Genomic DNA, 12,934 nt, shown 5'->3' on the forward strand with positions numbered 1-12,934 from the left:
ATTAAAGGAGATTCCCATGCGGGACGATGTGAAGGCCGCCGAGCCTTCGGCCTACGCTTATCCATTGCTCATCAAGCAACTGCTGCACACGCCATTCACTCAGGCGCTCGATCAGGAGATCGTGTACCGGGGACAGATGCGGATGACTTACGCCACGCTGCGCGAGCGCATCGCACGACTCGCCAACGGCCTCGCGGGGCTCGGCGCGCAGCACGGCAGCACCGTCGCGGTGATGGACTGGGACAGTCACCGCTACCTCGAATGCTATTTCGCGGTTCCGATGATGGGCGCCGTCCTGCAGACGGTCAACGTGCGTCTGTCGCACGATGAGATCGCTTACACGATCAATCACGCCGGCGCGGAGATACTGTTCGTCCACACCGATTTTCTGCCGGTCGTCGAGGCCATTCGGGATCAGCTCGAAACGGTGCGAACCTTCGTCTGGATCGATGAAGCAGGCAGCGCAGTCTGCGCGCACTCGATTCCCTTCGCCACCGAATACGAAGCGATGCTCGCCGCGAATCCGGATCATTACGATTTTCCGGACTTCGACGAAAACACCCGCGCGACCACGTTCTACACCACGGGCACGACGGGCCTGCCCAAGGGCGTCTATTTCTCGCATCGCCAGCTCGTTCTGCACACGATCACGCTGATGGCGGCCCTGTCGAGCCCCGAATCGGGACAGCGCTTCCATCGCGGCGATGTCTATATGCCCCTCACGCCGATGTTCCATGTGCATGCATGGGGCATGCCCTACATCGCCACGGCGATGGGCGTGAAACAGGTCTATCCGGGCCGTTACGCGCCCGATCGTCTGGTGCGGCTGCTGCGCGACGAACGCGTGACGTTCTCGCATTGCGTCGGCACGATCCTGCACATGCTGCTGAGCTGCGAGGAATCGAAGAGCGTCGACTTCAGCAAATGGAAGGTCGTCATCGGAGGCGGGGCGCTGACGCACGGCCTCGCGCGCGCCGCGCTCGATCGCGGCATCGATGTCTTCACAGGCTACGGCATGTCGGAGACCTGTCCGGTGCTGAGCCTCGCGCAACTGAAGCCCGGTTCCGAAGCGCTCGATACGGACGAGCAGGTGCGCCTGCGCTGCAAAACCGGCCTGCCGATTCCGCTCGTCGATCTGCGCATCGTCGACGCTGAGATGAAGGACGTCGCCCGCGACGGCAAGGCATACGGAGAAGTCGTTGCGCGCGCGCCCTGGCTCACGCAGGGCTACTGGAACAACGCAGAAGCCTCCGCCGACCTGTGGAGCGGCGGCTATCTGCACACCCAGGACATCGCCAATATCGATTCGACGGGCAATCTCCAGATCACCGATCGCATCAAGGACGTGATCAAGTCCGGCGGCGAATGGGTGTCGTCGCTCGAAATCGAAAGCCTCATTTCGATGCATCCGGGCGTGGCCGAAGTCGCCGTCATCGGCATCAGCGACGAGAAGTGGGGCGAGCGGCCGGTCGCGCTCGTCGTGCTCAAGGCCGACGCCGGTATCGACGAGGACGACATCAAGCGCCACGTGCTCACGTTCAGCGAGTCCGGCCGGATCTCGAAGTACGCCGTGCCGCAGATCGTCAAGTTCGTCGATGCGCTCGAGAAAACGAGCGTCGGCAAGATGAACAAGAAGTGGCTGCGCGCGCAGTTCGCCTGACCATCACGAGGAGACGACACGATGAGCATCGAGGAATACAGCATCGCGACGATCGAAAGCTTCGTCGGCTGCGAACTGGGGGTGTCGGACTGGGTCGTCGTCGATCAGGCGCGCATCGACGCCTTCGCGCAATGCACGGGTGATACGCAATGGATTCACGTCGACGTCGAGCGTGTCAGGCGCGAAAGCCCCTTCGGCGGAACCATCGCGCATGGCTATCTGACGCTTTCGCTGCTGGCTTCGCTCGCGATCGAGATCGGCGTCATCCCGGGCGATGCATCCGCCGGGCTCAACTATGGGCTCGACAAGGTGCGCTTCATGACGCCCGTGAAAGCCGGTGCGCGCGTGCGCAACCGCGTGACGCTGCTGGCGGCGGAGAGAAAGGGCGGCGGCCGGGTCATCGTCAGGACGATGAACGAGTTGCAGATCGAGGGCGAGGACAAGCCGGCGCTGATCGCCGAAACGCTTGCCATGCTGGTCGCATGAACGGATGTGAGGAACGGGAAGATGGCGGCAAGCACTGAAAACCTGTCGCGAGGCGCACAGCCCGACGACGTCGCGGCTTCCGCCGCGGAAGGCATGTTGGGCCCGAACCCATTCGTGGGACTGCGTCCGTGCGACGTGCTCGCGACGGCGCAGCAGATCGGCGCGCAGGCGTTGCGGCAACCGGCGCTCGTCGTGGAGCAGGAAGCGAAGCTGGTCCGGGATCTCATCGCCGCGCTGGGCGGAAGCGCGGAATGCAATCCGCCGCAGGGCGACAAGCGTTTCGGCGATGCGGCGTGGCGCGAGAATTCGCTTTACCGCATGACGCTGCAAGGCTATCTCGCATGGCGCGACGCGCTATCCGGGTTCGTCGACCGTTGCGCGCTGGACCCGAAGAACAAGGAGCGCGCCCAGTTCGTGATGTCGCTGTTCACGGACGCGCTTTCGCCGACCAACACGCTGCTCGGCAATCCGGCGGCGCTCAAGAAAGTCGTCGATTCGGGCGGCGCGAGTCTGATCGGCGGCATGAAGAACATCGTGACCGACATGCTGACGAATCAGGGCATGCCGGCTCAGGTCGACAAGACCGCGTTCGAGGTCGGAAAGAATCTCGGCACGTCGCGCGGCGCCGTGGTGTTTCGCAACGAAGTGCTGGAGCTGATCCAGTACGCGCCGACGACCGGACACGTCTATAGCCGTCCGCAACTGATCGTGCCGCCTCAGATCAACAAGTTCTATGTGTTCGATCTGTCGGAAGGCAAGAGCATCGTCGATCATCTGCTGAAGAGCGAGTTCCAGGTGTTCGTGGTGAGCTGGCGCAATCCCACGGTCGCGCAATCTCACTGGGATCTCGATACCTACGTCGGCGCATTGCTCGAAGCGATCGAGGCGGTGCGCGCCATCACGGGGAGCGACGATATCAATCTGCATGGCGCGTGCTCCGGTGCGATGACCATTTCGGCCTTGCTCGGACATCTGGCAAGCCGGGGCGTGAAGTCGGTCAACGCGGCCACGCTGATGGTCGCTGTGCTCGACAGCACGGCGGATTCGCAGCTCGGCCTGTTCGCGACGCCCGAAGCCGTGGCGGCGGCCAAGCAGGGCAGCATGGTGCGGGGCGTGCTCGCCGGCGAGGAAATGGGCCGCGTGTTCGCGTGGATGCGGCCCAACGATCTGGTCTGGAACTACTGGGTCAACAACTATCTGCTGGGCAAGACGCCGCCTGCGTTCGACATTCTGTACTGGAACAACGACACCACGCGCCTGCCCGCGAAGCTGCATGGCCAACTGCTCGACATCTTCACCGACAACCTGTTTTCGAAGCCGGGCGCTTTGAGCGTGCTGGGCACGCCTGTCGACCTCACGGAAGTGACCTGCGACAAGTACGTCGTGGCCGGCATCACCGATCACATCACGCCGTGGAAGGGCGTCTACGATTCGGCCCGGCTCTTCGGCGGCGACACGCGTTTCGTGCTGAGTTCGAGCGGCCACATTCAGAGCCTCATCAATCCGCTGGGCAATCCGAAGGCGAAGTTCTATCTCAATCCCGAGCTGCCCGCGAATGCGGACGCCTGGCTCACCCGCGCGCAAGCCGAGAACGATTCGTGGTGGAGCAACTGGCGCGACTGGCTGGCCGCGCGTTCGGGCGAACGGCGTGCCGCGCCGTCGAAGCCCGGCAACCGGCGGTATCCGTCGCTGGCGGCGGCGCCCGGGACCTACGTGCTGGAAGCCTGATGCACGAGCGACAGGCCGTGTCGCGGCCGACATTCAATCGATCCGATTTTTTTTCAAAGGAGCAACGCTCATGGAAACGACTCGTCCGAAGAGCCTCATCGCCGATTACCTCGGTTTCGTCACGCAGCTCAGGCTGCCTCGCATCGACGTGAACGCGATGCTCGAATCGCGCCGCAAGGATATCGAGGCGCTCGCGGCCGCCAACACGACTGCGCTGGCGGGTCTTCAGTCGCTCGGCCAGAAGCAGGCGGAGATCGTCAACGCGCGAATCACGCGCGTCCAATCGATGATCGCGCGACAGAAGGACCAGGAGGAATCCAAGGTTCAAGCAAATGCGCGCACGGCGCTGTCGGATGTTCGCGAACTCGTCGATACGGCTTATCGCGCGCACGGTGACAGCATCGCCGTGATCTCGAAGCGCGTCGCGGAAAACGTCGAGGAGTGGAAGGCGCTTCTGCAGCCCAAAAAGTAACGCACGGCGACCCGGCGTGTCGCGAGGAGAGGGGTGGATGAACGAAACGATAAGCAGCATGCAAACACAACTCATCGACGTGGACGGACAGATCGTGCGCGTCGGCGTGCGGCACGGCAGCGATGCTTCTCCGCCGCTTCTCATCTTCAACGGCATCGGCGCGAATCTGGAACTCGTCGAGCCGTTCGTGGATGCGCTGCAGGACGTGGGCGTGATCATCTTCGATATCCCCGGTGTCGGCGGGTCGCCCGCGCCGCTCGCGCCCTATCGGTTCTCGACGCTCTCCGTTCTCGCCGACAAGCTGCTGCGGCGGCTCGGGCATGACGGACCCGTCGACGTGCTCGGGGTGTCGTGGGGCGGCGCGCTCGCGCAGCAGTTCGCGCGGCAGAATCCCGAGCGCTGCCGCAGACTGATCCTCGCGGCGACGTCGCCGGGTGTTCTCATGGTGCCCGCCAGACTGTCGGTGCTGACGAAGCTGATCGGTCCGCGCCGTTATACCGATCCGGCTTATCTGCAACGCGTCGGCCCCGATATTTATGGCGGCGCGTATCGCCGCGATCCGGCATTGCTCGAAGCGCACAGCCGTCATATCCAGCCGCCGCGCGGGCGCGGTTATCTGTATCAGCTGATGGCCGCGTGGGGCTGGACCAGTCTGCACTGGCTCTGCACATTGCGTCAGCCGACGCTCGTCATGCACGGCAGCGATGATCCCATCGTGCCGCTGTCGAATGCGAGGATACTCGCGGCGCGCATCCGCGATGCGTCGCTCCATGTCATCGACGACGGTCATCTGTTTCTCATCACGCGCGCGCAGGAAGTCGCGCCCGTCGTGCGCGCGTTTCTTCGTCGGGAAGGGGATTGAGGTCCGTCGAGTGACGCGCTGCGTGTGACGCTAGCCAGACCGCACGAGCCCGAGCGCCTGCGCGCGCGCGACGGCATGCGCGCGCTTGTCGACCGACAGCTTCACGAAGATGCTCTTCACGTGCGATTTCACCGTTTCCGGCGCGATGCCGAGATCGCGCGCGATCTCCTTGTTCGACAGCCCTTGCGCGATCAACTCGACGATGCCGCGTTCCCGCGCGCTCAACGGTTCGCGTTCGGCTTCGCGCGGCGGTTTGCTGTCGGCCTGATAAAGCGCGCGCCAGCCATCGAGCAGCCGGTCGATGTAATTCACCAGATCGCGCGTCTGGGCCGTGGCGCGCATGTCGTCGCGAATGGACTGCAACAGCGGCCCGATTGACGGTCCCTGATCGAGGATGGACTGATAGATGCCCGTGGTCGCGGCGATCTTCAGGACTTCCTTGAAGGCATCGACGGCATCGCGGGTTCTGCCCGCTCCCGCGCACGCCAGCGCGAGCACGGTGCGCAAGCGCAGGGAAAGGTAGTCGTTATGCCGCTGCTCGGCGCGGTCGCGCGCGGCGCTCAGCCATTCGATCGCTTCGTCGTTACGGTCGCGCGCCATCGCGACACACGCCTTGGCGAGCGCGCGGTAGTTTTCGATTTCCGCCGAGACGGGCGGCGAGAATTGCGTATCGCGGGCGGCGAGATCATCGAGTTGGGAGGCGCACGCCGATGCTTCCGTCAACCTTCCTTCCCGGATATGCAGCCGCGTGCGTTCGACGAGCGCCCCCGCGATCATGCGCGGCCAGCCGCGCCGGTGAGCGAGCGCCTGAGCGTGCTCGAGCAGTGCATACGCGTGCGCGGCGTTCCCGCGCGCGACGGCGATGCGAATGAGCACGCGATACGCGATCAACGCGCTATCGAGTATGACCGCCAGATCGATGACCGGCATCATGTCGATGAGGATGGCTTCCGCATCGTCGAAACGGCCCTGCTCGTAGCGGATCTGCGCGACCATCGGCGCACACAACGCGGCGGAGATGGACTGCGGGCCGAGGTAGCGTTCGGCCAGCGACATCGACTTGGTGAAATACTGCTCGGCGAGATCGAAATGCATTTGCTGCATTTCCGCGTGCCCGAGCAGGCACAGCCGATACACCGACGAGAACACGTTGCGCTTGTCGTCCTCGATCGAATCGGGAATCCAGGGCGTCGCGTAGAGCGCTTCGAGACGGCCCGCCTTCCAGTGCCCGAGGCGCACGACATTGGAGAGGACATTGGTGGTCCACGCATCGGACGATGGCCGCGCGAGACAGGTCTGCGCCATCGCGAGCGCGCGCTGCGGATCGTCCTGCACGGCGCACACGACCGCGCGGATCGCCGCGCATTCCCAGCGGATGCGTTCGGCCTCGGCGTCCGCGTGGCCGGGGGCGTCGTGTTCGAGCGCATCGACCATGTCGAGCGCATCGTAAAAGCGCAGCGCCAGCGCCATGCCCCATGCGATCGCCAGTCTCACCTGCACTTGCTCGCGCATCAGATGCGCCGGGAAGTGACGCTGCCATCCCAGCAGCGTGAGCAGATCGCCCTTCATGACGAGCGCCATCGCGCAGCGGCCCATCAGCGAGAGGGCGTCGTCCATCGCGCCGGCGGCGATCGCGTGCCGGACCGCATCCGTCCATTGATCCTGTTGCGCGTACCATCGGCACGCGCGGCGGTGCAGGTCCGGCACTTCATCGCGACACTGCGTTTCGAGCCGCCTGCACAGGTAGTCGCGCATCAGATGGTGATAGCGGAACCATTGCCCTTCGATATCCATCGGCTCCAGCAGAAGCTGGCGCGCGGCGATCGTCTCCAGCATGCGCTGGCCGTCGCCGGCGCCCGTCACAGCCTCGCAGAGCGGCGCGCTGAGGCGTTCGAGTATCGCCGTGCGCAACATGAATCCGACGATCTCCGCGGGCAGATGCGTCAGGATTTCCTCGAGATAGGCGGCGAACGGCCGCGCCGCGCCGGATGGCACGCTCGCTTCCGCGCCGTGGTCGCGGTCTTCGCGTGCCAGCACCGAGGCCGAAATGCGCAGCGCAGCGGCCCAGCCCTCGGTGCGGGCGAACAGCGACTTGACGGCGGCGGTTTCGAGCCCGCCCGGACACTCGCGCTCGATGAAGCAGCGCGTTTCCTCGAAGTCGAAGCGCAGCGCCGATGCGTCGATTTCCAGCAGCTCGTTCCGTGCCCGCAGGCGCGCGAGCGGCAGCGTCGCATCGGCGCGCGTGCAGATCACGAGATGCACATGCGGCGGCATGCGCTCGATGAAGAACGCGACGAGCTCGTGAATGGCCGGAAGGCCGATGAGGTGATAGTCGTCGAGAAAGAGAAAGACCTCGTCCTCGACTTCGACCAGCTCGTTGATGAGCGTCGCGACGATGGACTGCGCGGGAACGAGCGAGACCTCCGCGGTCAGCCCGATCACCGAAGCGCCGACGTTGCCGCAAGCCTGCCGCAACGCCTGCGCGAGATGGTGCAGGAAGCGCGCGGGTTCGTCGTCGTCGGGATCGAGCGAGAGCCAGGGCGCGAGCGCGCCGCGTCCTCGCAGATGTTCGAGCCACGCGAGCGCGAGCGACGTCTTGCCGAAGCCCGCCGGCGCCTTGATGACGGTGAGCCGCTTGTTTTCGGCAAGCTCAGCCAGCCCGACGAGCCGCGGGCGATCGATCAGCCCGGCGGCGAGGCGCGGCGGAAGGAGCTTCGTCGCGAGAAGCAGGGATGGCCTGGCTGGCGCTTTGGAATCGGTCACGTTGATCAGCGGTTAATGGCACTCGGATCGACCCTGGCTGCGATCCGCTGCCCGTGCGAATCGCGCTCCCCTATACGGGGGATATTGCGGACGGTCACGCTGAGTCACCATGAATTGCATGGCGGCCATCGGGCCACGCGCCTGGGCGTTGCACGGCTCGTTCGATGATACGCCATCCATCCCCATGAAGGAGACGTGTACTGCGCGAAAGATATCCCGATCGAACAGCTTTGAGCTGTGTACCGAGTTAGAGCTATCACGGCGCCGGGAATAGAAATCGTCCGGCGCCCCGATTGCATCGAACAGTCGAGTCGATGCTTAGCTAATCATTGGTACTGCAATATAAATACGAAAAAAAGGTCTTCACATGATGAAGGTAAGGAGATTGGCCGGAAGCGTCGTTGCGAAGCGCGGCAGTCGGCCAGAGAAGAGAAGCAGCCATAGGGCGGCCCTGCTGGCCGGCGTCATTTCGACGACATCGTTGCATGCCGTCACATCGGCGGCGCGGTCGTCAATCGTCAGGATGCCGGATTCGTCGGCAATTTTCCGAACGGCCCGTTTTCGCCGCCCGCGTTGACGGCGCTGAAAATCAACACGTTCAGCGCGCGGCAGATGTTCTTCGGCGGTGTCACGCAACAGATCGGCTTTGCGACGCATCTTTCCGCGAACGTGTGGCGCACGATCCAGACCGGCAAAACCCAGCTCGGCGATGGCAACGCGACGCAGTTCCAGTTGCTTGCGGATTACAACTGGTCGAAGCGCACGGATACCTATCTGGAAGTCGATTACTCGCAGTATCGCGGCGGGCTGGTGGGCGCGCAGTTGCAGGGCGTCAACGGGATAAGCTCGGCCTTCGGCACGACGCAACTCGGCGTGAGCGCGGGGCTGCGGCACTTGTTCTAGTGCCGGCTTGTTCAGCCGTGTCAGGAATCGCGGAGAAGTCCGCAACGAAAACATTGAGCCCTCCGTTTGTCCTTGCGGCTCGCCCGAGCCTGAATATCGGCTTACCATGAACGCACATGGCGTTCACTGGTCCCGCAGCCAGCGCAGCGTGCCGACCGGGCGGGAAGCAAGGAGCATCGACGATGCAGACACGAAAAGCAAGCCTGGGACGGCGCGATTTTCTTCGCAGATCGTGTGCCGTGCCGTCGACGTTACTGCTGCTGGCATTCGGAAATACAAAGGACGGAAGAGCCGCGAGCGCTTCAGCGACACCCGGATGCACCGACGGACACGAACCGACCGCGCGGCAGACGGCGGGGCCGTTCTTCCTGCCGAATTCGCCGCAACGGGCGTCGCTGCTGGAGCCGGGCATCGACGGAACGAAGATCGTCCTGAGCGGAAGAGTGTGGTCGTCGCGATGCAGACTGGTGTCCGGCGCCTTGCTCGATTTCTGGCACGCCGATGACGCCGGGGAATACGACATCGACGGATTCCGGCTGCGCGGCCATCAATTCGCCGACAGCGAGGGGCGCTACCGCCTCGAGACCATCGTGCCGGGTCTGTATCCCGGACGCACGCGACACTTCCACGTCACGTTGCAGCCGCCCAACGGGCCGATCCTCACCACGCAACTGTATTTTCCCGGCGAGCAGCGCAATGCTCGCGATTCGCTGTTCGATCGGCGGCTGCTGATGACGATCGACGGCAACGGCGATCAAAAAGCGGCGCGCTTCGATTTCGTACTCGGCTGAAAGGCGCGCGATCTATTTGATCGGCGATCCTGATTACATCGCTTGCATCCATTCAAGACGCCGCACCGTCCGACTGCCTTTTGTGCTGCGAAGCCATCCGCTCCTGCTGAGCGGCGGGCACCGGATCATAGTGACTCAACTGAATGTTGTAGATGCCATGTCCGCCCGCGATGGCGTTCAGACGCGACTGATAGTCGTTGAGCTCGGACAATGGCACCTGCCCGTTGACGACCACGGTATTGCCGGCGGCCGTGCGCGTGCCATGGACCTGTCCGTGCTTGGCGGAAAGGTCGCCGATGATCTCGCCCATCGCGCCCTCTGGCGTGATCACCTCGATATCCACGATGGGCTCGAGCAACACGGGCCGCGCTTTCAGCACCGCATCGATGAACGCCTTGCGCCCGGCGGAGACGAATGCCACTTCCTTGGAGTCGACCGAATGGCTCTTGCCGTCGAAGACGGTGACGCGGACGTCCTGCATGGGGAAGCCGGCAAGCGGCCCGCTCTCGATGACCTGGAGGATGCCTTTTTCCACCGCGGGCATGAACTGACCGGGAATGGCGCCGCCCTTGACGGCATCGACGAACTCGAAACCCGCGCCTCGCGGCAATGGCTCGACGCGCAGCATCACTTCGCCGAATTGCCCGGCGCCGCCGGTTTGCTTCTTGTGGCGATGATGCCCCTCGGCCTTGGCGCCGATCGTTTCCCGATAGGCGATCTTCGGTGGCCGCGTCACGACGTCGAGCTTGTACTGCTCGGACAATCGCTCCAGCATCATGCGCAGATGCAGTTCTCCCAGACCTCGCACGACCGTTTCGTTCGTGCCGACCGGATGTTCGATGCGCAGGCACGGATCTTCGGCGCTCAGCTTCTGCAGAATCTCCCACAGGCGCTGCTCGTTGCCGCGGCGCGCAGGCTCGATCGCGAGACCATAGATGGGCGTGGGGAAGTCGAGCGGAGTCAGATGGATGTCGCCGTCCTCGGGGGCGTCATGCAGGACGGCATCGAAGCCGATTTCATCGACCTTGGCCGTGGCGCAGATATCGCCTGGACCCGCTTGCGGGACGTCCACATGGTCCTTGCCCTGCAGCATCATCAAATGGGCGACCTTGAACGGCTGACGCCCTTCGCCGATATAAAGCTGGCTATCGCGTCTGATCGTGCCCTGATGGATGCGAAACATGGCGAGCTTGCCGATGTAAGGGTCCATCACGATCTTGAAGACGTGCGCCAGTACATGCTTGTCGGGAACCGGTTCGGCGCGCACCACTTCCTTGCGGCCGCCTGCATCGCGGTAGAAAAGCGGCGGATTGCCTTCCGTCGGATTCGGCAGGAGACGGACGAACACGTCGAGCAATTCCGCGATGCCCGCGCCGTTGGCCGCCGACGTGAAGCAGACCGGCACCAGATGACCTTCGCGCAGCGCCCGCTCCAGGGGCTCGTGCAACTGCTCGGGCGTAATGGCCTCGCCTTGCTCCAGGTAAATCTCCATCAGCGCGGGGTCGATTTCGACCACCTGATCGACCAACGCATTGTGCGCGGCAGCAACGGAGAGGAAGTCGGCCTCGCCAGCGGGATTGAAAAAGCAGTCCACCACTCGACGGCCGTTCTGAGCCGGCAGATTGACAGGCAGGCATTTCGTGCCGAAGGTCTCCTGAATCTGCGTCAGCAGCGCTGGAAGGTCGACCTTTTCACCGTCGATACCGTTCACGATGATCATGCGGCATAGCTTGCGTTCTTCCGCCCACGTCATCATTCGCCGGGTGGCCATTTCGATGCCGGCCTGCGCGTCGATGACGATCGCAGCGGTTTCGACAGCGGGCAGCGCGCTGATCGACAGCCCGAAAAAATCCGGATAGCCGGGCGTATCCAGCAGAAAAATACGTGTGTCCCGGTAGTGCAGGTGGGCGACGGCGGAGTTCAGCGAATGATGATATTTGCGTTCGAGCGGGTCGAAATCGGAGACCGTGGTGCCGCGCTCGACGCTGCCGGGCGCGTGGAGCGCGCCGCCGCCGTGCAACAGGGCTTCGACGAGAGACGTCTTGCCGCATCCCGCATGTCCTACCAGCGCGACGGTACGTATGGAATCGGGGCCGTAATGCATGCTCGCCCTCGTCCAGGAGTGGATGTGGGGCCATTATTGGCGAAAACCGACGCACGTGCCACACGCCGCCGTTTCTTTCGCCGCCGCGCCCGCGTTTGTCGTCAGCGGGTTTTTTGCACGCGAGCGAAAGCGACCTATTCTTGAGATATGTTGCGAAGTAATCTCCTTTTCTTCCCTCCAAATGGAGGCGCATCATGTCAATGTCATCCACGCTCCAGGACTGCCTGCGCAGCAAGGGCTCGCAGTATGAAATCGTGCATCATCCGTACAGCCATTCCAGCGGCGAATCGGCGGCGGCGGCGCATATTCCCGGCGATCGACTCGCCAAAACAGTGCTTTTCGAAGACGAGCACGGCTATGTGGCGGCTGTGCTGCCATCGACCTATGCCGTGCGCTTGTCCGAGCTATGGGCACAGACCGGACGTCATCTCATGCTGGCCAAAGAGGCCGATCTGCGGGAGTTGTTCAAGGATTGCGACGCGGGTGCGCTGCCGCCCGTATGTACCGCCTATGGCATGCAAACTTATCTCGATGAGAGCCTCACCCATCAGCCCGATATTTATTTCGAGGCTGGCGATCATGAAGAACTGATTCACATGGGCACGGATCAATTCCTGAATCTGATGGACCAGGCCGAGCGCGCACGCTTCGCCCGGCGCATGCAGAGCAGCAGGTCGATGTGACGGCGCTCGCCTGATGGTGGCTTCGCGCAGCGCGGCAAAAAGCGCGCTGCGCATTTCGATTCGCTGCGCACCGCCATGGCGTTTCGGCGAATCGCTTCAACGCTGATCCCCATCATTCATCGCAGACCTCTGCGCGGGCCGCGATCACGGTCGCCGATGCTTCGGATAACGAGTGTCCTATCGTCGAAAGCCGATGAGAGGGTGGCTATCGCATCGCCGATGCGCAGTGCTTTTCTGAGGGTGAATCTTATTTAGACGAGCGATTCAGCCGTCGCTATGCGAGACGTAGCGTGGAACGACATTAATTATCCCGTTCATCACCTTGAGTTTCGCCTATGCTTAGTTTTGCTTGACACATACGTAATCGAATACTGTCCAGGCAAGATTGATCGTATAAATGTCGTAAAACAACGGCTATAACTCCGACGTTTACAATTCGTAGTCCTACGTTGCGATAAGAAAGCTGATAAGAAAACATCGGC

At 63.1% G+C, this 12,934-nt stretch carries 11 protein-coding genes; 8 read left to right on the top strand and 3 right to left on the bottom strand.

The window, feature by feature from the left end:
* The first annotated feature begins 16 nt into the window (after window positions 1-16).
* From AWB78_RS15805 to phaZ, 5 genes are all read left to right on the top strand, one after another.
* Complete coding sequence (locus AWB78_RS15805) at window positions 17-1,660, top strand: fatty acid--CoA ligase (protein WP_062605796.1); 1,644 nt, start codon at window positions 17-19, stop codon at window positions 1,658-1,660.
* Between the two features lie 21 nt (window positions 1,661-1,681).
* Complete coding sequence (locus tag AWB78_RS15810) at window positions 1,682-2,146, top strand: MaoC family dehydratase (protein ID WP_062605798.1); 465 nt, start codon at window positions 1,682-1,684, stop codon at window positions 2,144-2,146.
* A 21-nt stretch (window positions 2,147-2,167) separates the two neighbouring features.
* The gene (locus AWB78_RS15815) at window positions 2,168-3,874 is read left to right on the top strand and encodes an alpha/beta fold hydrolase (protein WP_062605800.1); all 1,707 of its coding nucleotides are present in this window, start codon (window positions 2,168-2,170) and stop codon (window positions 3,872-3,874) included.
* A 70-nt stretch (window positions 3,875-3,944) separates the two neighbouring features.
* Window positions 3,945-4,346: a phasin family protein gene (locus AWB78_RS15820; protein WP_062605802.1), complete on the top strand. Its 402-nt coding sequence runs from the start codon at window positions 3,945-3,947 to the stop codon at window positions 4,344-4,346.
* Between the two features lie 58 nt (window positions 4,347-4,404).
* Window positions 4,405-5,208, top strand: coding sequence for a poly(3-hydroxyalkanoate) depolymerase (phaZ, locus tag AWB78_RS15825; protein WP_374729471.1), 804 nt, complete (start codon window positions 4,405-4,407; stop codon window positions 5,206-5,208).
* 30 nt (window positions 5,209-5,238) lie between these two features.
* On the opposite strand, the gene AWB78_RS15830 is transcribed toward phaZ, so the two are convergent.
* Window positions 5,239-7,971 carry a winged helix-turn-helix domain-containing protein gene (locus AWB78_RS15830; protein ID WP_198399278.1) on the bottom strand — a complete coding sequence of 911 codons (2,733 nt, stop codon included), beginning with the start codon at window positions 7,969-7,971 and terminating at the stop codon, window positions 5,239-5,241.
* A gap of 363 nt (window positions 7,972-8,334) precedes the next feature.
* A complete protein-coding gene (locus AWB78_RS48305; RefSeq protein WP_232477730.1) occupies window positions 8,335-8,628 on the bottom strand; it encodes a hypothetical protein in 294 nt (97 codons plus the stop codon).
* Between AWB78_RS48305 and AWB78_RS15835 the strand changes: the two genes are divergently transcribed.
* Together AWB78_RS15835 and AWB78_RS15840 are read left to right on the top strand one after the other, a co-directional pair.
* Window positions 8,584-8,874, top strand: coding sequence for a porin (locus tag AWB78_RS15835; RefSeq protein WP_332460104.1), 291 nt, complete (start codon window positions 8,584-8,586; stop codon window positions 8,872-8,874). The genes AWB78_RS48305 and AWB78_RS15835 overlap by 45 nt on opposite strands.
* A gap of 182 nt (window positions 8,875-9,056) precedes the next feature.
* Window positions 9,057-9,665, top strand: coding sequence for a dioxygenase family protein (locus tag AWB78_RS15840; protein WP_062605810.1), 609 nt, complete (start codon window positions 9,057-9,059; stop codon window positions 9,663-9,665).
* Between the two features lie 52 nt (window positions 9,666-9,717).
* Here AWB78_RS15840 and fusA read toward each other — a convergent pair whose 3' ends face one another.
* A complete protein-coding gene (gene fusA / locus AWB78_RS15845; protein ID WP_062605812.1) occupies window positions 9,718-11,769 on the bottom strand; it encodes an elongation factor G in 2,052 nt (683 codons plus the stop codon).
* A 194-nt stretch (window positions 11,770-11,963) separates the two neighbouring features.
* Between fusA and AWB78_RS15850 the strand changes: the two genes are divergently transcribed.
* A complete protein-coding gene (locus AWB78_RS15850; protein ID WP_062605814.1) occupies window positions 11,964-12,452 on the top strand; it encodes an aminoacyl-tRNA deacylase in 489 nt (162 codons plus the stop codon).
* The last annotated feature ends 482 nt before the right edge of the window (window positions 12,453-12,934 follow it).

It is taken from the genome of Caballeronia calidae, from assembly GCF_900044055.2.
Classification (GTDB): domain Bacteria; phylum Pseudomonadota; class Gammaproteobacteria; order Burkholderiales; family Burkholderiaceae; genus Caballeronia; species Caballeronia calidae.